The sequence below is a fragment of the Mesorhizobium sp. Arg314 genome, assembly GCF_053714275.1.
Genome location: NZ_JBSKBP010000007.1, coordinates 169,330 through 191,194, shown reverse-complemented (window position 1 = coordinate 191,194; position 21,865 = coordinate 169,330). Strand labels below are relative to the sequence as shown.

The 21,865-nt window shown below is 64.3% G+C and carries 23 protein-coding genes; 16 read left to right on the top strand and 7 right to left on the bottom strand.

What is annotated here, in order from left to right:
* Positions 1-65: 65 nt before the first annotated feature.
* On the top strand, positions 66-272 hold the full coding sequence (locus tag ACWGS9_RS10205) for a tautomerase family protein (RefSeq protein ID WP_454505124.1): 207 nt from the start codon (positions 66-68) through the stop codon (positions 270-272).
* Between the two features lie 202 nt (positions 273-474).
* Here the strand turns inward: ACWGS9_RS10205 and ACWGS9_RS10200 are convergent, their stop codons facing one another.
* The 7 genes from ACWGS9_RS10200 to ACWGS9_RS10170 all read right to left on the bottom strand — a co-directional run bounded on the left by ACWGS9_RS10200 (position 475) and on the right by ACWGS9_RS10170 (position 7,267).
* Positions 475-1,005 (bottom strand): NADPH-dependent FMN reductase, encoded by a 531-nt coding sequence (locus tag ACWGS9_RS10200; protein ID WP_454505123.1) that lies wholly within the window; start codon positions 1,003-1,005, stop codon positions 475-477.
* Between the two features lie 46 nt (positions 1,006-1,051).
* Complete coding sequence (locus ACWGS9_RS10195) at positions 1,052-1,708, bottom strand: septation protein A (RefSeq protein ID WP_454505122.1); 657 nt, start codon at positions 1,706-1,708, stop codon at positions 1,052-1,054.
* A gap of 62 nt (positions 1,709-1,770) precedes the next feature.
* Complete coding sequence (gene ftsY / locus ACWGS9_RS10190) at positions 1,771-3,648, bottom strand: signal recognition particle-docking protein FtsY (protein ID WP_454505121.1); 1,878 nt, start codon at positions 3,646-3,648, stop codon at positions 1,771-1,773.
* A 15-nt stretch (positions 3,649-3,663) separates the two neighbouring features.
* Positions 3,664-4,992, bottom strand: a complete 1,329-nt coding sequence (gene mtaB, locus ACWGS9_RS10185) for a tRNA (N(6)-L-threonylcarbamoyladenosine(37)-C(2))-methylthiotransferase MtaB (protein WP_454505120.1) — start codon at positions 4,990-4,992, stop codon at positions 3,664-3,666.
* Positions 4,992-5,876: a diaminopimelate epimerase gene (gene dapF, locus ACWGS9_RS10180; RefSeq protein WP_454505119.1), complete on the bottom strand. Its 885-nt coding sequence runs from the start codon at positions 5,874-5,876 to the stop codon at positions 4,992-4,994. The genes mtaB and dapF overlap by 1 nt, the downstream gene beginning before the upstream one ends.
* A gap of 156 nt (positions 5,877-6,032) precedes the next feature.
* Positions 6,033-6,194 carry a DUF1328 domain-containing protein gene (locus tag ACWGS9_RS10175; protein ID WP_320217716.1) on the bottom strand — a complete coding sequence of 54 codons (162 nt, stop codon included), beginning with the start codon at positions 6,192-6,194 and terminating at the stop codon, positions 6,033-6,035.
* Positions 6,195-6,259: 65 nt separating this feature from the next.
* Positions 6,260-7,267: an MBL fold metallo-hydrolase gene (locus tag ACWGS9_RS10170; RefSeq protein WP_454505118.1), complete on the bottom strand. Its 1,008-nt coding sequence runs from the start codon at positions 7,265-7,267 to the stop codon at positions 6,260-6,262.
* A 230-nt stretch (positions 7,268-7,497) separates the two neighbouring features.
* On the opposite strand from ACWGS9_RS10170, the gene ACWGS9_RS10165 reads away from it, so the two are divergent.
* From ACWGS9_RS10165 to ACWGS9_RS10095, 15 genes are all read left to right on the top strand, one after another.
* Complete coding sequence (locus tag ACWGS9_RS10165) at positions 7,498-7,938, top strand: VOC family protein (protein ID WP_454505117.1); 441 nt, start codon at positions 7,498-7,500, stop codon at positions 7,936-7,938.
* A 197-nt stretch (positions 7,939-8,135) separates the two neighbouring features.
* Complete coding sequence (locus ACWGS9_RS10160; RefSeq protein WP_454505116.1) at positions 8,136-8,684, top strand: protease inhibitor Inh/omp19 family protein; 549 nt, start codon at positions 8,136-8,138, stop codon at positions 8,682-8,684.
* Between the two features lie 223 nt (positions 8,685-8,907).
* Positions 8,908-10,107, top strand: coding sequence for a cell division protein ZapE (zapE, locus tag ACWGS9_RS10155; RefSeq protein WP_454505115.1), 1,200 nt, complete (start codon positions 8,908-8,910; stop codon positions 10,105-10,107).
* A 486-nt stretch (positions 10,108-10,593) separates the two neighbouring features.
* The gene (mdh, locus tag ACWGS9_RS10150) at positions 10,594-11,562 is read left to right on the top strand and encodes a malate dehydrogenase (RefSeq protein ID WP_371011526.1); all 969 of its coding nucleotides are present in this window, start codon (positions 10,594-10,596) and stop codon (positions 11,560-11,562) included.
* Positions 11,563-11,595: 33 nt separating this feature from the next.
* The gene (gene sucC / locus ACWGS9_RS10145; protein ID WP_454505114.1) at positions 11,596-12,789 is read left to right on the top strand and encodes an ADP-forming succinate--CoA ligase subunit beta; all 1,194 of its coding nucleotides are present in this window, start codon (positions 11,596-11,598) and stop codon (positions 12,787-12,789) included.
* A 5-nt stretch (positions 12,790-12,794) separates the two neighbouring features.
* Positions 12,795-13,166 carry a cupin domain-containing protein gene (locus ACWGS9_RS10140; protein WP_454505113.1) on the top strand — a complete coding sequence of 124 codons (372 nt, stop codon included), beginning with the start codon at positions 12,795-12,797 and terminating at the stop codon, positions 13,164-13,166.
* A gap of 3 nt (positions 13,167-13,169) precedes the next feature.
* Positions 13,170-13,667 carry a DUF1579 family protein gene (locus ACWGS9_RS10135; RefSeq protein WP_454505112.1) on the top strand — a complete coding sequence of 166 codons (498 nt, stop codon included), beginning with the start codon at positions 13,170-13,172 and terminating at the stop codon, positions 13,665-13,667.
* A 77-nt stretch (positions 13,668-13,744) separates the two neighbouring features.
* The gene (locus tag ACWGS9_RS10130; RefSeq protein WP_454505111.1) at positions 13,745-14,035 is read left to right on the top strand and encodes a hypothetical protein; all 291 of its coding nucleotides are present in this window, start codon (positions 13,745-13,747) and stop codon (positions 14,033-14,035) included.
* Positions 13,971-14,381 carry a PIN domain-containing protein gene (locus tag ACWGS9_RS10125; RefSeq protein ID WP_454505110.1) on the top strand — a complete coding sequence of 137 codons (411 nt, stop codon included), beginning with the start codon at positions 13,971-13,973 and terminating at the stop codon, positions 14,379-14,381. Before ACWGS9_RS10130 ends, ACWGS9_RS10125 begins: the two co-directional genes overlap by 65 nt.
* A gap of 27 nt (positions 14,382-14,408) precedes the next feature.
* A complete protein-coding gene (sucD, locus tag ACWGS9_RS10120; RefSeq protein WP_454505109.1) occupies positions 14,409-15,311 on the top strand; it encodes a succinate--CoA ligase subunit alpha in 903 nt (300 codons plus the stop codon).
* A gap of 145 nt (positions 15,312-15,456) precedes the next feature.
* Positions 15,457-18,444 carry a 2-oxoglutarate dehydrogenase E1 component gene (locus tag ACWGS9_RS10115; protein WP_454505108.1) on the top strand — a complete coding sequence of 996 codons (2,988 nt, stop codon included), beginning with the start codon at positions 15,457-15,459 and terminating at the stop codon, positions 18,442-18,444.
* Positions 18,445-18,504: 60 nt separating this feature from the next.
* Positions 18,505-19,785, top strand: a complete 1,281-nt coding sequence (gene odhB / locus ACWGS9_RS10110; RefSeq protein WP_454505107.1) for a 2-oxoglutarate dehydrogenase complex dihydrolipoyllysine-residue succinyltransferase — start codon at positions 18,505-18,507, stop codon at positions 19,783-19,785.
* 73 nt (positions 19,786-19,858) lie between these two features.
* A complete protein-coding gene (locus tag ACWGS9_RS10105) occupies positions 19,859-20,587 on the top strand; it encodes a DUF4241 domain-containing protein (protein WP_454505182.1) in 729 nt (242 codons plus the stop codon).
* A complete protein-coding gene (locus ACWGS9_RS10100) occupies positions 20,587-21,099 on the top strand; it encodes a hypothetical protein (protein WP_454505106.1) in 513 nt (170 codons plus the stop codon). Before ACWGS9_RS10105 ends, ACWGS9_RS10100 begins: the two co-directional genes overlap by 1 nt.
* On the top strand, positions 21,096-21,851 hold the full coding sequence (locus tag ACWGS9_RS10095) for an SDR family oxidoreductase (RefSeq protein ID WP_454505105.1): 756 nt from the start codon (positions 21,096-21,098) through the stop codon (positions 21,849-21,851). Before ACWGS9_RS10100 ends, ACWGS9_RS10095 begins: the two co-directional genes overlap by 4 nt.
* Positions 21,852-21,865 lie beyond the last annotated feature (14 nt).

Sequence of the window (21,865 nt, the reverse complement as noted above, 5' to 3'; positions counted from 1 at the left end):
TATGACTCGCCGGAGCGAATTTCGAAACAGCCTCGACCGCGTGTGCAATTGAACGGGAGGACATCATGCCATTCGTCAACATCCGCATCGTCAAGGAAGTGATTGCCGCCGACCCGGCCGGCAAGAAGGCTGACATCGCCAAGAAGGTCACCGCGGCCATCATGGAGGCCACCGGGCTCGGCAATGACGATGTCTGGGTGGTGTTCGAGGAGGTCAACGCCCGCGACTGGTATGTCGGCAAGACCGATGTCGAGACGCGGAGGAAGGGGTAGCTTCTTCCTTCTCCCCTTGTGGGAGAAGGTGGATCGGCGCTTTAGCGCCGAGACGGATGAGGGGTGCTGGACGGGGTGCTACGCTGGCCTTCCGTCGCCGCGCCTCGTCGCTGGACCGGCGCTTTTTCCAAGCTGGAACACCCCTCATCCGACCGAGCTTCGCTCGGCCACCTTCTCCCACAAGGGGAGAAGGGAAAGGCGCTCACCGCCCGCGAATAAACCCGGCGAAAGCCTGCACCGCGTCGTGCATCGCCTGTCGGTTCGCATCCTTCGCCAGGATAGCCGCCATCTCCGCCGGCTTCTTGCCCAGCAGCGCGATCTCCAGCGCCTCCTCGTAGAGCGCGAACGACATGGTCCGCATTATCTCGCTCAGCGCCGCACGCGCATAGAGCGACCGGGCCGAGGCATGGACCAGCATCGCCGGCTTGCCGACGGCGGCATCGCGCGACACCAGCCAGTCCAGCGCGTTCTTCATGCCGCCGGGCACGCCATGCGCATATTCCGGGCAGGAGACGATGACGCCATCGGCGCGGGTCACCGCCTCGATCAGCCGCGCCGCTTCGGGCGGCGTGCGCTCGCCCTCGTCGTCGGGATTGAAGATCGGCAGCCGGCCAAGACCGTCATAAACCTCGACGCGGCAGTCCGCGGGCGCGTTGGCGGCTAAAGCCGCCACCAAGGCCGAATTGGTCGAGGCGGCGCGCAGGCTGCCTGATATGGCGATGATGTTCAGCATTGGAGCAATTCCAGGAAAACCGTTTCACACTTTTCCTGGAATTGCTCTAGTTTCCGGCTTTCTCTTCCTTGGGCTTTTCCTCAAGTGAGTGGCGCATGATCAGCGGCATCTGGCTGAAGGTGAACAGCAAGGTGATCGGGATCGTGCCCCAGACCTTGAAATAAAGCCAGGTCGCCTCGGAAAAGTTGCGCCACACGACCTCGTTGAGCACGGCGAGGAAGAGGAAGAACAGCCCCCAGCGGAAAGTCAGCTTGCGCCAGCCTTCGGCATCGAGCTGGAAAGCGGAATCGAAGACGTAGCCGAGCAGCGACCGGCCGAACAGAAGCCCGCCGAGCAGCGTGACGCCGAACAGCGAATTGATGATCGTCGGCTTCATAAAGGCGAAGGTCTTGTCCTGCAGGTACAGAGCCAGCGCGCCGAACACGAAGACGACGATCGCCGAGACCAGCGGCATCAGCGGCAGGCTGCGCGTCAGCAGCCAGGAAGCGCTCAGCGACAGCGCCGTCGCGACCATGAAGAAGGCGGTGGCGATCAGGATCGGCTCGCCGAGATGGGAGAGCACCGGGAATTTCTCGGCCAGCCACTCGCCGCGGATGGTGGTGAAGAAGAACACCAGGCCAGGTCCGAGCTCGAGCAGGAACTTCAAGCCGGGGTTCATCGGCTTGCGGCGTGGATCGGACGGGTCGCGTTCGAGGATATCCATAAAAACCCTTCTTGCGCACGATCTGGCCAAAAAACAGGCCATTTCAAAAGATCGCGCTTTATTCAAGCCACGCCGGCAATTGCTCTGGCGAATTCGCTGGCGGAAAACGGTTCGAGGTCGTCGACCTGCTCGCCGACGCCGATGAAATAGACCGGCAGCCGGTGCTTGGCGGCGATCGCCACCAGAATGCCGCCGCGCGCCGTGCCGTCCAGCTTGGTCATCACCAACCCGTTGACGCCGGCGACGTTGCGGAAGATCTCGACCTGGTTGAGCGCATTCTGGCCGGTGGTGGCATCGACCGTCTGCAGCACCGTGTGCGGCGCTTCCGGATCGAGCTTGCCCAGCACGCGCACGATCTTTTCCAATTCCGCCATCAGCTCGGTTTTGTTCTGCAGGCGGCCGGCGGTGTCGATGATCAGCACGTCGGAGCCGGCCTCCTTCGCCTTCTCGAAAGCGTCATAGGCGAGGCCGGCCGCATCGGCGCCGAGTTTCGAGGCGACGACCGGCGATTTCGTGCGTTCCCCCCAGATTTTCAGCTGCTCGATGGCAGCCGCGCGAAACGTGTCGCCGGCGGCCAGCATCACCTTGAGGCCGCCGTCGGTGAGCTTGGCGGCGAGCTTGCCGATGGTCGTGGTCTTGCCGGTGCCGTTGACGCCGACGACCAGGACGACATGCGGCTTGTGGCTGAGATCGAGCTCGAGCGGTTTGGCGACCGGCGTCAGCACCTTCTCTACCTCCGCCGCCATCACGGCGCGGACCTCGGCGTCGGAGACGTCGCGGCCGTAGCGGCTGGCCGCAAGCGAATCGGTGACGCGAAGTGCTGTCTCCACGCCAAGATCGGCGCGGATCAGCACGTCCTCCAGGTCCTGCAGCGTGTCGTCGTCCAATTTGCGCTTGGTGAAGACGCCGGCAATGTTGCCGGTGAGCTCGCGCGAGGAACGGGCGAGCCCGTCGCGCATGCGCTGGAACCAGGAGCGCCGAGGCGCAGGCTCGGGCGCTTTTACCGGCTCTGCCTTCTGCTCGACCTTTTTGGCGACGGTGACCTTGCCTGGGGAGGGGGCGGGTTTTGGTGGTGGCGGTACTACCTCCGGTTCCGGCGCGATCTCGGCATGGATCGGCTGCGGCTCGATAGGCGCGGGCTGTCGAACAGGAGGCGCGATTTCCGAGCTGGCCTCGGCGGATGGTGCCTGACCTTCCGGAAGCTGGCGCTGCCCCTCACCCTTACCCTCTTCCCGTGAAGGACGGGGAGAGGGGGGCACCAGTGCTGGAGCTTCGCCCTTCTCCCCGTCCCTATACGGGGAGAAGGTGCCGGCAGGCGGATGAGGGGCGGCGCCGGCTTCCGAGGATGGCTCGATGGCGGGCGGCGCCGCTGGCGGAATCTCGATCGGCGCCGGCGTTTCGACCGGGACTTCGGCAGGCGGCGTCGGCACTTCGACCGGAGCCGGCTCAGGCTGCGGTTCTGGACGCGAAGGCTCGATGTCCGGCTGCGCCGGCGCGGGTACAGGCACTTCCTGCGGAGCAGGTTCGGGCGCCGGTGAAGGCTCAGGTAGCGCCGGTGGCACTTCCTCGGGCGCCGGCGGCTCGGGCTTCTCAGGCGCCGGTTGCGGCTCTTCTTCGGGCTCAGGCTCCGGTAGCGGCTCCGGCTCGGCGGGAATTGCCGGTCCTGGTGGCTGTGGGATAGCCGGCGCTGGCTCGGGTATCGGCTCTTCGGGAAGCGGCGGAGGGGTAGGGGCGGCTTCAATCACCGGCTCAAGCGCCGGCGCGGCCTCCGCCACAGGCTCCTGCTCGCGTGCCAAAACCTCCGGCGCGTCGGCAGGCTCCGGCTTCAGCGTGTCCAGCGCGTCCCATCTGATCGGCGGCAGCGGCGCGGTCTCGTCGACGCGCTCCTCGACGACCTCTTTCTTGCCGAACGAAAATATCTTCTTGAAAAAACCAGCCATGCGTCTCGCAGTTTCTCAGGCGGCTTGCGCGGCAAGCGGCGCCGCGATCAGTCTGGCGCCGTCATGGCCGGTGATCATGGCGTCGACAATCTCGCCCGGCTGTCCAGCAGCGATCGCGGCGATCGTGAACCCTTCGGTGCGGCCGAGGCCGTCGCGCTCGACCAGGATCGATTGCCGGCTGCCGGCTAGCGACAACAGGTGACGACGATAAGCGGCCTCGCCGGCGGCGCGCAGCCTGGCGGCGCGCGCCTTCACCACCTCGCGGCGAACCTGCGGCATGCGGGCGGCGGGCGTGCCCTCGCGAGGCGAGAACGGGAAGACGTGCAGATGCGTCAGGCCGCATTCCTCGACTATTCTTTCCGAATTCTCGAACATCGCCTCGGTCTCGGTCGGGAAACCGGCGATGATGTCGGCGCCGAAGACGATTCCGGGGCGCAGCTTGCGCACATCCTCGCAGAAGCGGATCGACTGATCGCGCAGATGCCTTCGCTTCATGCGCTTCAGGATCATGTCGTCGCCCGACTGCAGCGACAGGTGCAGATGCGGCATCAGCCTAGGCTCCGTGGCGAGGGCATCGAGCAGGTCGTCGTCGGCTTCGATGGAATCGATCGAGGACAGCCGGAGCCGCTTCACGTCCGGCACCTGGCGCAGGATCGCATTCACCAGTTTTCCGAGCTTGGGGCCGCCTGGCAGGTCGGCGCCGAAGCTGGTCATGTCGACACCGGTCAAAACGATCTCGGCGTAGCCGTTGCCGGCAAGACGCTTGACCTGCTCGACAACGGCGCCCATCGGCACCGAGCGCGAATTGCCGCGGCCGTAAGGAATAATGCAGAAGGTGCAGCGGTGGTCACAGCCATTTTGCACCTGCACGAAGGCGCGCGCCCGGCCCTCGATGGCGTCGACCATGTGGCTTGCCGTCTCGCGTACCGAAAAGATGTCGTTGACGCGCGCCTTCTCGGTGTCGTTGACGCCGAAATCGGGCAGCGCGCGATAGGAGTTGGCCCTGAGCTTCTCCTCATTGCCGAGCACGAGATCGACCTCGTCCATGGCGGCGAAATTCTGCGGCTCGGTCTGCGCCGCGCAGCCGGTGACGATGATGCGCGCAGCAGGATTCTCGCGGCGGGCCTTGCGGATCGCCTGCTTGGCCTGCCGCACCGCTTCCGCCGTGACGGCGCAGGTGTTGAAGATGACGGCGCCGCCTTGGAGCGCGCCGAGGCCGGCGCTTTCGGCCTCGCGGCGCATCACTTCCGATTCATAGGTGTTGAGGCGGCAGCCGAACGTGACGACGTCGATACCGGTCGCGACGGAGGCTTTGGGGACCGCCCCTTTTTCAAGGGCGGACATCAGGCGGCGCTTTCGGTGTCGCGGGCCCACGTGCCGGTCGAGGGATCGAAGCTGCCGGAAAACTCCCATTCGGCGGCACCGGTCAGGATGACGTGGTCGTCGTCGCGCCATTCGACATGCAACTCGCCGCCGCCCGGCGTCATCAGCGAGACGCTGCGGCCGGTGCGCTTGGTGCGGGCGGCCGAGACCACGGCGGCGCAGGCGGCGGAGCCGCAGGCCTTGGTGAGGCCGGCGCCGCGCTCCCAGGTGCGGATAATCATGGTTTGCGGCGACGTGACGTGGGCGATGGTGATGTTGGCGCGCTCGGGGAAGATCGGATGGTTCTCGAGCAGCGGGCCGAAACGGTCGAGCTCGTAGGACCAGACATCGTTGTCGACCCAGAAGATGGCGTGTGGATTGCCCATCGAGACCGCTGAGGGCGAATGCAGCACCGGCGCGTCGATCGGGCCGATCTGCAGTTCGATCATGCGGGTATCGCGGAACTCCTCGGCGAGCGGGATATCCTGCCAGCCGAAGCGCGGCTTGCCCATGTCGACCGAGATCAGGCCGTCGGCGTGCTCCCGCGCATTCAGGATGCCGGCGCGGGTCTCGAAGGTGAAGGTCTTCTGCCCGGTCTCGGCGGCCAAAGCCTGCACGACGCAGCGCATGCCGTTGCCGCAGGCCTGCGCACCGGATCCATCGGAATTCAGGATGTCGACGTAGTAGGCGGTGCCGGCCGTGCGCGCATCATGGATCGCCATGATCTGGTCGAACTTGGTCGCGGCATCGCCGTTGAGGGCGATCGCCGCTTGCGCCGTCACCTTGTCGGCGCGGCCGCGCATATCGGCGACGATGATCTCGTTGCCGATGCCGTTCATCTTGGCGAAAGGGGCGGTGCCTGCCATCTAACCGGTCGTTCCAATTCCGTTTGGCCAATTCCGTTTGGCGCTATATGGCGGAAACGGGCGGGAATTACCAGTCCGGCGGGCGCTTGGCGACAACCAAGAGGTCGCGCCTGCGACGACCAAGGGGTCGCGCCTGCGACGACCAAGAGGTCGCGCTTAGGTTACCGCGAAGACGCCGAGGAGGATCAGCAGGAAGATGATCAGGACGACGCCGATCAGGATGCGCGCGCCGGTGGCGGCTGCGCCAGCCAGCGCCGGCATGCCGAGCAGGCTCGCAGCGGCGGCGACAATCAGAAGGATGATGATCCACTTGATCATGGAAGAGGCTCCCAGCCGAGTTGCGTTGTGGGGATCAACGCGCCTTGTCGGCCTGGGTTCCTTGGCTAGGTGGCCGGCACGTCCCATACCTCCCCAGGCCTCAACGCCCGGAATTGCTCCGGCGGCAGGCCTTCCGCGGCCAGCGCCTCGGCGAGCTTTGCCGCCGGCTCGTCGACCGGCTCGTCGGTGAGATGGAAGGTGCCCCAATGGCAGCCGGCGGCGAACGCGGCCTTGCACAGCTTCATGCCTTGCACGGCCTCCTTGGGGTTCTGGTGCTGGGGCGCCATGAACCAGCGCGGCTCATAGGCGCCGATCGGCAGGATGGCGAGGCGAAAGCCGCCATGCTTCTCGCCCATCAGCCGGTAATTGATACCGTCATGGAAGCCGGTATCGCCGGCGAAATAGATGTTGCCGCCCGCCGTCTCGATGACGAAGCCCGCCCACAACGCCATGCGGCGGTCACGCCCGCCGCGCGCCGACCAATGATGCGCCGGCTCGACATGGATGGCGGCCGCGCCGGCGTCGACCCTGCCGCCCCAGTCATGCACGCTGAGCCGCATGCCGGGCACAGCGCGGTTGATGACGGCATCGTTGCCGAGCGGCGTGACGACGCGCGCGTCGTGGCTCTGCCTCAACCGCTTCAGCGTGGCAAGGTCGAGATGGTCGTAGTGATTGTGGCTGACGAGGACCAGATCGATCGGCGGCAGGTCGGCAAAGGCAATCCCCGGCGCATTTGCCCTCCTCGGACCGGCGAAGGCAAAAGGCGAGGCACGCTCCGACCAGACCGGATCGGTCAGGATGTTCAGGCCCGCCGTCTGGATGAGAAGCGAGGCATGGCCGACCATGGTAAGCCTGAGCGCGCTGCCGTCCACCCGATCGTCCGGCTTTGCTTGTGGATGGGGACTCGGAAAGGCGGCCGGCCATTTCGCCCGCCCGCCGCTGAATTGCCATCTGAGCAGATCGGTGAAGCGCCCCGGCGGCTTGCCGCCGGGATTGAAGAACAAGGTGCCGTCGAAATGATCGCTGGGCGGGCCGCTGTAGTAGCGGTTGGCGGTTGCTGTTCTCGCGGCCATTGTCTCTCCCGCCGGATCGGTCCCCTCCTGAGATAAGGAAGCGCCTGCCTGGTGCAAGCATTTTGCTGACGAATGCCAAGGGCCGAAGGTCGGCTTCGACTAAAGCGCGTCGCGCTGAACCGGATCAGGCGACGCGCTTTAAGTCTTTGTTTTGATGCATGTCGTTGTCCCAGAACCGCGGCACACTTCTGGGCGACATGCATCAGGATCGGGCTAGGGAGACGATCACCATGGTAATGGAAGCGAACCAGGACACGGTGGATGAAGGCCGAGGGATTTCGGCCGCTCGCAGCCGCAAGGACTGGGCGTCAACCTGCTGGTCACCGACATGGCGGCGATGGAGGCTTTTTGCCGCGACGTGCTTGGCGCCCGGATCATCTACGCCGACGAAGGATTTCGCGGCGATTGAGCTGCTGGGCTCGATCTTCATGCTGCATGCCGACCATTCCTATCTCGACAATCCGATGACGGGCGTCGTCACTGGAACCGAAACGCGAGGCGTCGGCATCGAACTGCGCCTTTACGGCGCCGATCCGGATGCGATCGAGAAAAAGGCGGCGGCACTCGGCCACATCGTGCTTGCCGGCTCGATCGACAAGCCGCACGGCCTGCGCGAATGCTATATTGTTGGCCCCGATGGCTATGTGTTCGTGCCGAGCGCTCGACCATAATAGCGGTATTTCAATAATTTAGAGGACTGCTTCCAGCATCTTCCCGGCGCCGGCCCTCCATGCGACAAATTTACAACAGCCGCCTCGAAAACCCTATTTTAACCATATCAGGTTGAAATTCTGCCACCTTCGCCATCTTGGTGGAAGCGAACATTGCGCGGATGGCTCCCCCCGGCCAGATCCGACGGAGGTTGGAAATGAATTTTTCGAAGACTGGCCCCTTTTCCAGAACTGGCCTTGTGGCCGTAGCGCTGGCCGCGCTGGTTGCGAGCGGCTGCTCGACCTCGCGCTTCTCGTCGATGGACGACCAGCAGCCGGCGCCGCTGACGCCGGCGCCTTCCGGCACGGTGACGCAGAATCAGTTGCCGCCGCCGGCCTCTCCCGGCGCGTCGCAATTCCCGACCGCTCCGAAGAACACCCAGGTAGCCTCGCTGCCGCCGAACGGTACGGCGCCCGCCGGCGCCACCGATCTCACCGCGGCCAGCGTCGCCGGCGTGTGGAACGTCAATGTCTCCGGGCAAAGCTGCAAGGTGGCGACGCCGCAGACCAAGTTCGGCGCCGGCTACCGCGCCGGCCCGTTGCACTGCCCGGCTCCGATCGACGGCATCAAGTCATGGAATGTCGCCGGCAAGCAGCTGACGCTCTACGACGAAAACGGCGGCACGCTGGCCAGGCTCTATTCCTCGGGCGGCGAAAAGTTCGACGGCCAGACTTCCAGCGGCCAGCCCATCTCGCTTACAAGGTAAGGGTATGCTGATATTCAGGTGATGCCGGCCTGCGAATGGCGACTTCCTGCGCTTCCGGCCTTCGCCGGCCGAAGCCCTCATAAGTGTCTCCGCCCTATGAAGGCAACGGCCGGCGTAGGCCGGTTCTCGGAAGCCACCCATTCTCGGCTCGGCCTGACCTGAATCTCAGCACACCCTTGGCGACTTCCTTAGAGCATTCTGCTCGATATAAGTGACGTGAACCATGCACCTGCGTGACGGCCTCCAGACCCATGCGACCGTCAGGCAGCGCTACGATCATCTCGTCCTGAACGGCGTTGTCGCGCGCGACCCGGCGCAGGAGCGTATCGTCGCCGCGCTCGACCGGTTGATCGAAGAGATCTCGGCCAAAAGGCTGGCGCAGAAATCGAGCGCGCTGGGCTGGCTGTTCGCGGCCAAGCGGCAGCCGCGCGAGCCGGTCAAAGGCCTCTACATCCATGGCGGCGTCGGTCGCGGCAAGACCATGCTGATGGACATGCTCTTCGAGCTGCTGCCGGTCCGGCGCAAGCGCCGCGTGCATTTCAACGACTTCATGGCCGATGTGCAGGACCGCATCCAGAAGCACCGGCAGGCGCGCAAGGACGGCACGGTCAAGGAAGACGACCCGATCCCGCCGGTGGCCCGCGCGCTCGCCGACGAAGCCTGGGTGCTGTGCTTCGACGAGTTCTCAGTCACCGACATCGCCGACGCGATGATCCTGTCGCGCCTGTTCTCGGCGCTGTTTGCCGGCGGGGTGGTGCTGGTTGCCACCTCCAACGTGGCGCCGGAGAACCTTTATCGCGACGGGCTGAACCGCCAGCTCTTCCTGCCGTTCATTTCGCTGCTGGAACGCAATGCCGAGGTGATGACGCTGGATGCCGACAAAGACTACCGGCAGGAAAAGCTCAACCGCCAGCCGGTCTATGTCACGCCGGACAATGCTGCGGCCGACCGCGCGCTGGACGACGCCTGGAAGGCGATGACGCATGGCCAGCCGGCCGGCGAGGTGACGTTGACGCTGAAAGGCCGCCATCTCGTGGTGCCGCGCGCGGCCGGCGATGCGGCGCGCTTTTCCTTTGCCGACCTCTGCGAAAAGCCGCTCGGCGCACGCGACTATCTGGCGATCGCCGGCCGCTTCTCGACCGTCTTCATCGACCATGTGCCGGTGCTGGGCGAAGGCAAGCGCAACGAGGCCAAGCGCTTCATCCTCTTGATCGACACGCTCTACGACCATCGCATGCGGCTGGTGATGAGTGCGGCGGCGCCGCCCGAAGGTCTCTACACGGCCAAGCGCGGCACGGAGGTGTTCGAATTCGAACGCACCGCCTCGCGCCTGGTCGAGATGCAGAGCCGCGACTGGCTGGACGGCTGGGCGGAACGGCGGGAGGTCGCGCGGCCTGCGGAAGCAAGGCAAGCGCAGGGATAGCTACAAACACTCGTCCACTCGTCCATACATGACGATGAGGGCTCTTTGGCCAACTTCGTAAGCCGATAGACGTACTCCCCGTGCGGATCCGGTTTCGGGGGCATGCGCTGCCGACCATGATTTCGTCAATTATCGCCACGATCATGAAATGGCCGGGCGAGGCGAGATAGGCGGCTAGACGGTCCGGTCGCACAGCTCGTCGAACACTTCTCCGGCCACCCGTATCACAAGGGCGTCATCGCCGGGATGAAGCCTTCTGATTTCGACGTTCATTGTGTAAATTCTCTTCGGTCGGCTCACAAATTTTGACGTTTACGTAATTCCCGATGCATCTAACCGATTGAAAATGTTGGATCGAAAATAATCGTTTGAATTTCTTCCGTGCCGGAGTTATTCGGTGCGGCTAAATCTCGCGGTTTCCCCGCATCCTTCCGGCCTCCCGGCCCCGTCACGGTCTCGTCACAGACAAAGGGAAAACATCCTCACATGGCACGCAATAAGATAGCGCTCATCGGCTCGGGCATGATCGGCGGCACGCTCGCCCATATGATCGGCCTCAAGGATCTCGGCGACGTGGTGCTGTTCGATATCGCCGAGGGCATTCCGCAGGGCAAGGGCCTCGATATCGCCCAGTCGTCGCCGGTCGACGGCTTCGATTCCCGGCTGACCGGCGTCAACGATTATGCCGGAATCGAGGGCGCGGATGTCTGCATCGTCACCGCCGGCGTGCCGCGCAAGCCGGGCATGAGCCGTGACGATCTTCTGGGCATCAATCTCAAGGTCATGGAACAGGTCGGCGCGGGACTCAAGAAATACGCGCCGAAGGCCTTCGTCATCTGCATCACCAACCCGCTCGACGCCATGGTCTGGGCGCTGCAGAAGTTCTCGGGCCTGCCGAGCAGCCATGTCGTCGGCATGGCCGGCGTGCTGGACTCGTCGCGTTTCCGCTACTTTCTTGCCGAAGAGTTCAAGGTTTCGGTCGAGGACGTCACCGCCTTCGTGCTCGGCGGCCATGGCGACTCGATGGTGCCGATGATCCGCTATTCGACGGTGGCCGGCATTCCGCTGCCCGACCTCGTCAAGATGGGCTGGACCTCGAAGGAAAAGCTCGACCAGATCGTGCAGCGCACCCGCGATGGCGGCGCCGAGATCGTCGGCCTGTTGAAGACCGGCTCCGCCTATTATGCGCCGGCTGCCTCGGCCATCTCGATGGCCGAAGCCTACCTCAAGGACAAGAAGCGCGTGCTGCCCTGCGCCGCACACCTCTCCGGCCAGTATGGCGTCAAGGGCACCTATGTCGGCGTTCCGGTGGTGATCGGCGCCGGCGGTGTCGAGCGCGTCATCGAGATCGACCTCTCCAAGGCCGAGCAGAAGATGTTCGATTCCTCAGTCGCGGCCGTCCAGGGCCTGACCGAGGCCTGCACCAAGATCGCCCCTCATCTCGCCAGCAAGTAATCTCGCCGGCAAGTAATCGCGGAGACCAAGCGCATGAACATCCATGAGTATCAGGCCAAGGCGTTGCTGAAGACTTTCGGCGCGCCGGTAGCAAGCGGCGTTCCAGTGTTCAAGGCAAGCGAGGCGGAAGCCGCCGCCAAGGCGTTGCCCGGCCCGCTCTATGTCGTGAAGAGCCAGATCCATGCCGGCGGCCGCGGCAAGGGCAAGTTCAAGGAGCTCGGCCCAGACGCCAAGGGCGGCGTGCGGCTGGCGAAGTCGGCGGCCGAAGTGGTCGCCAACACCAACGAGATGCTCGGCCACACGCTGGTCACCAAGCAGACCGGGCCTGCCGGCAAGCAGGTCAACCGCCTCTATATCGAGGACGGCGCCGACATTGCGCGCGAGCTCTATCTGTCGATCCTGGTCGACCGCTCCGTCGGCCGCATCGCCTTCGTCGTGTCGACCGAGGGCGGCATGGACATCGAGACGGTCGCGCACGATACGCCCGAAAAGATCGTCACCGTCGCCATCGATCCGGAAAAGGGCGTGACGGCCGATGACGTGAAGAAGCTCAACGCCGCGCTGAAGCTGGACGGCGATGCCGCCAAGGATGGCGGCACGCTGTTCCCGATCCTCTACAAGGCCTTTATCGAGAAGGATATGAGCCTGCTCGAGGTCAATCCGCTGATCGTGATGAAGGACGGCCGCCTGCGCGTGCTCGACGCGAAAGTGTCGTTCGACAACAACGCGCTGTTCCGCCATCCGGACGTGATGGAGCTGCGCGACACCACCGAAGAGGACGAGAAGGAGATCGAGGCGTCGAAATACGACCTCGCCTATGTCGCGCTCGACGGCAATATCGGCTGCATGGTCAACGGCGCCGGCCTCGCCATGGCGACGATGGACATCATCAAGCTCTACGGCGCTGAGCCGGCTAATTTCCTCGACGTCGGCGGCGGCGCTTCCAAGGAAAAAGTCACGGCGGCGTTCAAGATCATTACCAAGGATCCGGCGGTCGAAGGCATCCTGATCAACATTTTCGGCGGCATCATGAAGTGCGACGTCATCGCCGAAGGCGTGATCGCCGCGGTCAAGGACGTCGGCCTGAAGGTGCCGCTGGTCGTTCGCCTCGAAGGCACCAATGCCGAGCTCGGCAAGAAGATCATCAACGACAGCGGCCTCAACGTCGTGTCGGCCGATGATCTCGACGACGCGGCCAAGAAGATCGTCAAGGCGGTGAAGGGCTAAAGCGGATGCCTCCGCGCAAGATAAACCTGGTCGAGGCCGCGGACGCGAAGATCGCCAAGGTCTTCGATCCGCATATCGCCGGCGACGTCAATGACAGCCAGGCCAAGGTCGCCAAGTTCGGCGAGACCTTCGACTGGCACGCGCATGACAATGAGGACGAGGCCTTCCTCGTGCTGCGCGGCAGGATCGCCATCGATTTTCGCGATGGGCCGGTCGAGCTCGGCGAGGGCGATTTCATCGTCGTGCCGCGCGGCGTCGAGCACCGGCCGCGCTCGCTGAGCTTGGAGCCGGTGGTGCTGATGTTCGAGCCGGCGACGACCTTGAACACCGGCAATGCCCGGAGTCACCTCACTGTCACCGACCTGAAGCGGCTCTGAGCCATGAACGCTGCGCCCTTCTCTTCCCTCTCCGACGGTCACCAACGCCTGCAGGCATTGGTCGGCGCGTGGCGTGGCGAGGAAGAGGTCGCGGCCACGCAATGGACCGATGCCGGCATGGCGACGTCGGAAGTGCTGGCGGAGGCTGAGTTCGGCGGCCTGTTCGTGGTACAGCGCTATCGCCAGCGCCGCGACGGCACGATTTCGTTCGGCGCGCACAATGTGTTCGGCTTCGACCAGCAGAACAGCCTCGTCACCATGCACCAGTTCGATTCGATGGGGTTCGTGCCGATGTCACCGGCCACCGGCAGCTGGAACGGCAACGAGCTTACTCTCGAACGGTCGTCGCCGCGTGGTGCCGCCCGCGTGGCATATGGCTTTGACGGCGCCGACACTTATCGCATGAATCTCCAGTTCAAGCCCCCCGGCAGCGATGCCTGGCAAGACATGGTGAGCGGCCTTTACCGGCGCGTTTCGCCTTCCGAGATGAAGGAAGCCTGACCGATGGAGATCGAGGCAGTTGAAAAATTACACATAATCACACATATTAACCCTGTGTATTTATGTGGAGTCGGACGATGAAGAACGTCACCCTGGCCATTGACGAAGCTCTGCTCGAAAAGGCGCGCGGCCTTGCCGGGCGTCGGCAGACGACGCTTAACGCCCTTATCCGTTCGCTACTCGCGCACGAGGTTGAGCAGGAAGACCGGATTGCCTGGGCGAGAGCCGGTATGAAGCAGTTGATGGAAGAATCGCCGCTCGAATTTGAGCCTGGCACAAATCTCAAGGAGCTCAGCCGCAGCCGTGGCGACGACCAGCTTTCTGGACACCAACATTCTGATACGCGCCGCAGAAAGAAGACCGGATGACCCGCGAAAATCGGCTATCTGTCGAGCGCTTGTTCTCAATGAGGTCTTTGGCGTTTCGGCCCAGACCATCGCAGAGTTCGTCAACGCCGCAACGCGGGCCAAGATCGGGCTGCCGGCGACCGTCGTTGATCGCTGGGTCGACTATCTTTCTTCAATGCCGTTCACGGTCCTGGATGCGGCCATTATCCGGCGGGGATTCTGGATGCGTCAGCGATACCAGATCCAATACTACGACGCGGCGTTGCTCGCAGCCGCGGAGCGCCTCGGCGCGCCGATTTTCTACACCGAAGATCTCAACCACAATCAGATCTACGGCTCGGTCCGAGCCGTCAATCCATTCTTGTAATCGCTGAATTCAGAGGCGTTCCCACCCATGTCCATTCTCATCGACAAGAATACCAAGGTTCTGGTTCAGGGTCTGACCGGCAAGACCGGCACGTTCCATACCGAGCAGGCGCTGGCCTATCACGGCACCAAGATGGTGGGCGGCATCCATCCGAAGAAAGGCGGCGAGACCTGGGCCGGTTCGAAGGGCGAGAGCCTGCCGATCTTCGCCACCGTTGCCGAGGGCAAGGAAAAGACCGGCGCCAACGCCTCCGTCATCTATGTGCCGCCGGCAGGCGCCGGTGAAGCCATCATCGAAGCGATCGAGGCCGAGATCCCGCTGATCGTGTGCATCACCGAAGGCATTCCGGTGATGGACATGGTCAAGGTCAAGGCGCGGCTCGACCGCTCCACTTCGCGGCTGATCGGACCGAACTGCCCGGGCGTGCTCACCCCCGACGAATGCAAGATCGGCATCATGCCCGGCAACATCTTCCGCAAGGGTTCGGTCGGCGTTGTTTCCCGCTCGGGAACACTTACCTATGAGGCAGTCTTCCAGACCACCAATGTAGGCCTCGGCCAGACCACGGCTGTCGGCATCGGCGGCGACCCGGTCAAGGGCACCGAGTTCATCGACGTTTTGGAAATGTTCCTCGCGGACGACGAGACCAAGTCGATCATCATGATCGGTGAGATCGGCGGCTCGGCCGAGGAAGACGCCGCGCAGTTCCTCAAGGACGAAGCCAAGCGCGGCCGCAAGAAACCCATGGCGGGCTTCATCGCCGGGCGCACGGCGCCGGCCGGCCGCACCATGGGCCATGCGGGCGCCGTGATCTCCGGCGGCAAGGGCGGCGCGGAAGACAAGATCGCGGCGATGGAATCGGCCGGCATCAAAGTTTCGCCGTCGCCGGCGCGCCTGGGCACGACGCTGGTCGAGGCGATCAAGGGTTAAGGCAGTAGTGAGCAGGCAGTAGTCAGTAGTGAAAAAGGGACGAGCGGGCGAGCAGCAGCTGAGCGGGGATTTTTATCTTTCTACTCACTACTGCCTACTCACTATTCCCTAAAAAGGAGACGGAGCCAGGCTCCGCTGAAACGACATGGCAAGACACGATCAGGCCAACGACCAATTCTCGCTCACCTCATTCCTCTATGGCGGCAATGCCGATTATATCGACGCGCTCTATGCGGCCTATGAGGACAATCCGGCCTCGGTCGATCCGGAGTGGCAGGATTTCTTCGCCGCGCTGAAGGACGACGCGGGCGACGTCCGCAAGAACGCCAAGGGCGCCTCCTGGGCGAAGCCCTCCTGGCCGCTGCAGGCCAATGGCGAGCTGGTGTCGGCGCTAGACGGCAATTGGGGTATCGTCGAGAAGCATCTGGAAAAGAAGGTCAAGGACAAGGCGGTCACCAACGGCGTCGTCCTGTCCGACGCCGACGTGCACCAGGCAACACGCGATTCCGTGCGCGCCATCATGATGATCCGTGCCTACCGCATGCGCGGCCATCTGCACGCCAATCTCGATCCGCTCGGCATCGCCAAGCCGCTGGAGGATTATAACGAGCTGTCGCCGGAGAATTACGGCTTCACGGCAGCCGATTACGACCGGCCGATCTTCCTCGACAATGTGCTGGGGCTCGAATTCGGCACCGTCCGGCAGATGCTGGACATCCTGACCCGCACCTATTGCTCGACGCTCGGCGTCGAGTTCATGCACATTTCCGATCCGGAAGAGAAGGCCTGGATCCAGGCGCGCATCGAAGGCGCCGACAAGGAGATCACTTTCACCGCCACCGGCAAGAAGGCGATCCTGTCGAAGCTGGTCGAGGCCGAGGGCTTCGAGCAGTATATCGACGTCAAGTACAAGGGCACCAAGCGCTTTGGCCTCGACGGCAGCGAATCGCTGATCCCGGCGCTGGAGCAGATCGTCAAGCGCGGCGGCCAGCTCGGGCTGAAGGAAATCGTGCTCGGCATGGCGCATCGCGGCCGCCTCAACGTGCTTTCCCAGGTGATGGCGAAGCCGCATCGCGCCATCTTCCACGAATTCAAGGGCGGCTCCGCGGCGCCCGACGAGGTCGAAGGCTCGGGCGACGTCAAGTACCATCTCGGCGCCTCGTCGGACCGCGAGTTCGACGGCAACAAGGTGCATCTGTCGCTGACCGCCAACCCATCGCATCTGGAAATCGTCGACCCTGTCGTGATGGGCAAGGCGCGCGCCAAGCAGGACCAGCTTTCCGGCCGCGAGCGCGGCGAGGTGGTGCCGCTGTCGGAGCGCGCCAAGGTGATGCCGCTGCTGCTGCACGGCGACGCGGCCTTTGCCGGCCAGGGCGTGATCGCCGAGATTCTCGGCCTGTCGGGCCTGCGCGGTCATCGCGTCGCCGGCACGCTGCACGTCATCATCAACAACCAGATCGGCTTCACCACCAATCCGCGCTTCTCGCGCTCCTCGCCCTATCCATCGGACGTGGCCAAGATGATCGAGGCGCCGATCTTCCACGTCAACGGCGACGACCCGGAGGCGGTGGTGCATGCCGCCAAGGTCGCGACCGAGTTCCGCATGAAGTTCCACAAGCCGGTGGTGGTGGACATGTTCTGCTACCGCCGCTTCGGCCACAATGAAGGCGACGAGCCGGCCTTCACCCAGCCGATCATGTACCGCAACATCCGTACCCATAAGACGGTGGTGCAGGTCTATGCCGACCGGCTGATCGCCGAAGGCCATATCACCCAGGCCGAGGTCGACAAGATGCGGGCCGACTGGCGCGCGCACCTGGAAGCCGAATGGGAAGTCGGCCAGAGCTACAAGCCGAACAAGGCCGACTGGCTGGACGGTGCGTGGTCGGGCCTGCGCACCGCCGACAACCAGGACGAACAGCGGCGCGGCAAGACCGCCGTGCCGGTGCGCACGCTGAAGGAGATCGGCAAGAAGCTGACAGAGGTGCCGAAGGATTTCGAGGCGCACAAGACCATCCTGCGCTTCCTCGAAAACCGCCGTCAGGCGATCGAATCCGGCGAAGGCATCGACTGGTCGACGGCCGAGGCGCTGGCCTTCGGCGCCATCCTGCTCGATGGCAACCCGATCCGGCTCTCCGGCCAGGATTCGGAACGCGGCACTTTCTCGCAACGCCATTCGGTGCTTTACGACCAGCGCGACGAGACCCGCTACATCCCGCTCAACAACCTGTCGGCGGCGCAGGCCGGTTACGAAGTCATCAACTCGATGCTGTCGGAAGAGGCGGTGCTGGGTTTCGAATATGGCTACAGCCTTGCCGAGCCCAAGGCGCTGACGCTCTGGGAGGCGCAGTTCGGCGATTTCGCCAACGGCGCCCAGGTGGTGTTCGACCAGTTCATCTCGTCGGGCGAGCGCAAGTGGCTGAGAATGTCGGGCCTCGTGTGTCTCTTGCCGCATGGCTATGAAGGCCAGGGACCGGAGCATTCGTCGGCCCGCCTGGAGCGCTTCCTGCAGCTCTGCGCCGAAGACAACATGCAGGTCGCCAATGTCACCACGCCGGCTAATTATTTCCACATCCTGCGCCGGCAGTTGAAGCGCGACTTCCGCAAGCCGCTGATCCTGATGACGCCGAAGTCGCTGCTGCGCCACAAGCGGGCGGTTTCGACGCTGCCGGAAATGTCGGGCGAAAGCTCGTTCCACCGCCTGTTGTGGGACGATGCTCAGCTGCTGCCGAACCAGGCGATCAAGCTGGTGAAGGATTCGAAGATACGCCGCGTCGTGCTGTGCTCGGGCAAGGTCTACTACGACCTTTACGAGGAGCGCGAGAAGCGCGGCATCAACGACATCTACCTTTTGCGCGTCGAACAACTCTATCCGTTCCCGGCCAAGGCGCTGATCACCGAGTTGTCGCGTTTCCGCAACGCCGAGATGGTGTGGTGCCAGGAGGAGCCCAAGAACATGGGCGCCTGGTCGTTCATCGATCCCTATCTCGAATGGGTGCTGGCGCATATCGACGCAAAGCATCAGCGGGTGCGCTATACCGGCCGGCCGGCCTCGGCCTCGCCGGCGACAGGGCTGATGTCGAAGCATCTCAGCCAGCTCGCCGCGTTGCTCGACGATGCTCTCGGCGAATAGGGCCCTGGGCGAATAGAAGACCGGACGAAACAGACCTCAAGAAGACAACGGACAGGCACAATGGCTACCGAAATCCGCGTCCCCACTCTCGGCGAATCCGTCACCGAGGCGACCGTCGGCAAGTGGTTCAAGAAGGTCGGCGACGCGATCGCCGCCGACGAGCCGGTGGTCGAGCTCGAAACCGACAAGGTGACGGTGGAAGTGCCCGCCGCGGGCGCTGGAACGCTGGCGGAGATCGCCGTCAAGGAAGGCGAGACGGTCAATGTCGGCGCGCTGCTCGGCTCGATTTCGGCAGGCGGCGCGGCTGCCGCTCCGGCCACGAAGCCGCAGGCGGTGGCACAGGCCTCGAGCCCGGATGCCGCTTCCACGGTCAAGCAGGCCGCCGCCGAGACCGCCAGGGTCGCCGGCGACGGCGGCGCCATCGAGCCGCGCACCATGCCGCCGGCACCCGCCGCGGCCAAGCTGATTGCGGAGCACAACCTTGCGGTCGACCAGCTTTCCGGTTCCGGCAAGCGCGGCCAGGTGCTGAAGGGCGACGTGCTCGATGCCATCGCCAAGGGCGCGCCCTCGCAGCCGGCCGAGACGCCGAAGGCGGCTCCCGCGCCAGTTGCGGCCCGCGCGCCGTCCTCGGCCGACGATGCGCCGCGCGAGGAGCGCGTGCGCATGACCAAATTGCGCCAGACCATCGCGCGCCGTTTGAAGGAAGCGCAATCGGCCGCCGCCATGCTCACCACCTTCAACGAGGTGGATATGAGCGCGGTGATGGCGCTCAGGGCTAAATACAAGGACGTGTTCGAGAAGAAGCATGGCGTGAAGCTCGGTTTCATGGGCTTCTTCACCAAGGCGGTGACGCATGCGCTCAAGGAGATCCCGGCGGTCAATGCCGAGATCGACGGCACCGACATCATCTACAAGAACTTCGCCCATGTCGGCGTCGCCGTCGGCACCGACAAGGGCCTGGTGGTGCCGGTGGTGCGCGACGCCGACCAGATGTCCATCGCCGAGATCGAGAAGGAGATCGGCCGGCTGGGCCTCGCCGCGCGCGACGGCAAGCTCTCGGTCGCCGACATGCAGGGCGGCACCTTCACCATCTCCAACGGCGGCGTCTACGGGTCGCTGATGTCGACGCCGATCCTCAACGCGCCGCAGTCCGGCATCCTCGGCATGCACAAGATCCAGGAGCGGCCGATGGTGGTCGGCGGCCAGATCGTCATCCGGCCGATGATGTACCTGGCGCTCAGCTACGACCACCGCATCGTCGACGGCAAGGAAGCGGTGACCTTCCTCGTGCGCGTCAAGGAAAGCCTGGAGGACCCCGAGCGGCTGGTGCTCGATCTGTGATCGGACCGGTCGCGCCGTGAGCGGCTGGCTGGAAAGGTTCGGTTTCAAGCTCGGCCGAGTGGCGCGGGGTTCGATGCGGGTGTTCCGGCGCAGTATCGTCCCGCTTGGCCTCTCCGCCGCGATCCCGTCGCTGGCAGTCGCCGCCGACTGGGATCCGGCAACGGCCAGCAGCAATTTCGGCATCTTTGCGCTCAGCGACGTACAATTGGCGGAGCGCAAGATCACCGCCACGCCGATCGGCGAGCTCGAACTTCCGACCGGCGAGATCATCGCCTGCGATCCTCTGATCACGACCGACGACTGGCCGGCGCTGAGCCGCAGGGTGAAGCCCGGGCGCTACCGGGTCACGCTGTTCGAGGCGCAGGGTCGCGTGGCCGCCGCATTCCTCCGCTTCCGTTCCGGCGTGCCGGTGCGCTGGGAGCTCGCAACCTTGCCCGACCAGGACGTTTCGACGCTGAATGGCGACGAAATCTTCGGCTACCCCGTCGATGCCGGCCTCGGCTCGTTCATGGACAAGGCCGCGATGGCCTTGATGTCGGCCGCGCAGGCCAAGCTCAAACCCGATCGGAACTACTATGACGATGTGCTGGCGGCCGAGTTCGCGCCCAACCAGGACCGGTTCGTCATGCATCATCCGGCCGCCGGCAATCCGGTCAACATCGCCATGTTCTGGAGCGGCTGGGGCGATGGTTTCTACCCGTCCTTCTGGGGACTGGACGCAGCCGGCGATCCGCTGGTCTTGATGACCGATTTCGGCGTGCTCGAAAACGCCGATGGCCGCGAGGGCGAGCAGGCCAACTGATGACGAACGCCGCCTTGCCCATGATCGGATTTATGGCCGGGTCGCTGGCTCTCACAGCCGTGGGCTCCAGCGCCCAAGCGGCCTGTCCGATCCAGCTTGCCGTCTATGGCGAGGCGCAGAGCGGCGCCGAGATCGATTTCACCCCGACCGGCACCTCGGCGACGATCACCAACACTTTCCGCATGATCCTCGACAACAATGTCGTGCTCGACGGCATCGCCATGTGGACTGAGGGCAGCGCCGCGCGGCCGCACGGCTCTTTGATGTACAAATGCCCGACCGGCGACGTCACCGGCGAGGAGCTTGCAGCCTGCACGGTCTGGGAAGGCGTCATCTACAGCGCCGACGACAAGGGCACAATCGGCTTGCTACCCGCCGAAGGCGCCGATGCGCCGAAAAGCCTGATCGTACCCGATCTCGGGCCGTCGCTCGAAATGTCGGCCGCTTATGGTCCCGCCGGCCTTTCGAAAGTGCCATGGGACATCTTCGTGCTGAAAGGCTGCCAGGAATGAACGGCGACAAGAAGACGCTGCTGGTCACCGGCGGCAGCCGCGGCATCGGCGCCGCTATCTGCCGGCAGGCGAGCCAGGCCGGCTACCGCGTGGCGGTCAACTATGTCGCCAACCAGGCGGCGGCCGATGCGCTGGTCGCCGAGCTCAAGGCCGGCGGCGGCGATGCCTTTGCCGTCAAGGGCGACGTCGGCAACGAGGCCGACGTGATCGCGATGTTCGAGGCGGTGGACCGGGTCTTCGGCCGGCTCGACGCCTTCGTCAACAATGCCGGCATCGTCGACGTCAAGGCGCGCGTCGACGAGATGAGCGTGGCGCGGCTGGAGCGCATGATGCGCATCAACGTCGTCGGCTCCTTCCTTTGCGCGCGCGAAGCGGTGAAGCGCATGTCGACGCGGCATGGCGGCAAGGGCGGCGCCATCGTCAACCTGTCCTCGGCGGCAGCCAGGCTCGGCTCGTCCGGCGAATATGTCGACTACGCCGCCTCCAAGGGCGCGATCGACACCATGACCATCGGGCTCGCGCGTGAAGTCGCGATGGAGGGTGTGCGCGTCAATGCGGTCAGTCCCGGTATCACCGAAACCGAAATCCACGCCTCGGGCGGCCAGCCCGATCGCGTGGCGCGGATGCAGGATCTGCTGCCGATGAAACGCGCGGGCACATCGGATGAAGTCGCGAGCGCGGTTCTCTATCTTCTGTCGGATGCGGCCTCCTATATAACAGGCGCGATCCTGAATGTGAGCGGCGGCCGCTGAAGGCCCGGTAAGAA

Bases quoted from the DNA above. Each gene is read 5' to 3' on its own strand.
- ACWGS9_RS10205 (WP_454505124.1), top strand. From the start codon at position 66: ATGCCATTCGTCAACATCCGCATCGTCAAGGAAGTGATTGCCGCCGAC.
- ACWGS9_RS10200 (WP_454505123.1), bottom strand. From the start codon at position 1,005: ATGCTGAACATCATCGCCATATCAGGCAGCCTGCGCGCCGCCTCGACC.
- ACWGS9_RS10195 (WP_454505122.1), bottom strand. From the start codon at position 1,708: ATGGATATCCTCGAACGCGACCCGTCCGATCCACGCCGCAAGCCGATG.
- ftsY (WP_454505121.1), bottom strand. From the start codon at position 3,648: ATGGCTGGTTTTTTCAAGAAGATATTTTCGTTCGGCAAGAAAGAGGTC.
- mtaB (WP_454505120.1), bottom strand. From the start codon at position 4,992: ATGTCCGCCCTTGAAAAAGGGGCGGTCCCCAAAGCCTCCGTCGCGACC.
- dapF (WP_454505119.1), bottom strand. From the start codon at position 5,876: ATGGCAGGCACCGCCCCTTTCGCCAAGATGAACGGCATCGGCAACGAG.
- ACWGS9_RS10175 (WP_320217716.1), bottom strand. From the start codon at position 6,194: ATGATCAAGTGGATCATCATCCTTCTGATTGTCGCCGCCGCTGCGAGC.
- ACWGS9_RS10170 (WP_454505118.1), bottom strand. From the start codon at position 7,267: ATGGCCGCGAGAACAGCAACCGCCAACCGCTACTACAGCGGCCCGCCC.
- ACWGS9_RS10165 (WP_454505117.1), top strand. From the start codon at position 7,498: ATGGTAATGGAAGCGAACCAGGACACGGTGGATGAAGGCCGAGGGATT.
- ACWGS9_RS10160 (WP_454505116.1), top strand. From the start codon at position 8,136: ATGAATTTTTCGAAGACTGGCCCCTTTTCCAGAACTGGCCTTGTGGCC.
- zapE (WP_454505115.1), top strand. From the start codon at position 8,908: ATGCACCTGCGTGACGGCCTCCAGACCCATGCGACCGTCAGGCAGCGC.
- mdh (WP_371011526.1), top strand. From the start codon at position 10,594: ATGGCACGCAATAAGATAGCGCTCATCGGCTCGGGCATGATCGGCGGC.
- sucC (WP_454505114.1), top strand. From the start codon at position 11,596: ATGAACATCCATGAGTATCAGGCCAAGGCGTTGCTGAAGACTTTCGGC.
- ACWGS9_RS10140 (WP_454505113.1), top strand. From the start codon at position 12,795: ATGCCTCCGCGCAAGATAAACCTGGTCGAGGCCGCGGACGCGAAGATC.
- ACWGS9_RS10135 (WP_454505112.1), top strand. From the start codon at position 13,170: ATGAACGCTGCGCCCTTCTCTTCCCTCTCCGACGGTCACCAACGCCTG.
- ACWGS9_RS10130 (WP_454505111.1), top strand. From the start codon at position 13,745: ATGAAGAACGTCACCCTGGCCATTGACGAAGCTCTGCTCGAAAAGGCG.
- sucD (WP_454505109.1), top strand. From the start codon at position 14,409: ATGTCCATTCTCATCGACAAGAATACCAAGGTTCTGGTTCAGGGTCTG.
- ACWGS9_RS10115 (WP_454505108.1), top strand. From the start codon at position 15,457: ATGGCAAGACACGATCAGGCCAACGACCAATTCTCGCTCACCTCATTC.
- odhB (WP_454505107.1), top strand. From the start codon at position 18,505: ATGGCTACCGAAATCCGCGTCCCCACTCTCGGCGAATCCGTCACCGAG.
- ACWGS9_RS10105 (WP_454505182.1), top strand. From the start codon at position 19,859: ATGCGGGTGTTCCGGCGCAGTATCGTCCCGCTTGGCCTCTCCGCCGCG.
- ACWGS9_RS10100 (WP_454505106.1), top strand. From the start codon at position 20,587: ATGACGAACGCCGCCTTGCCCATGATCGGATTTATGGCCGGGTCGCTG.
- ACWGS9_RS10095 (WP_454505105.1), top strand. From the start codon at position 21,096: ATGAACGGCGACAAGAAGACGCTGCTGGTCACCGGCGGCAGCCGCGGC.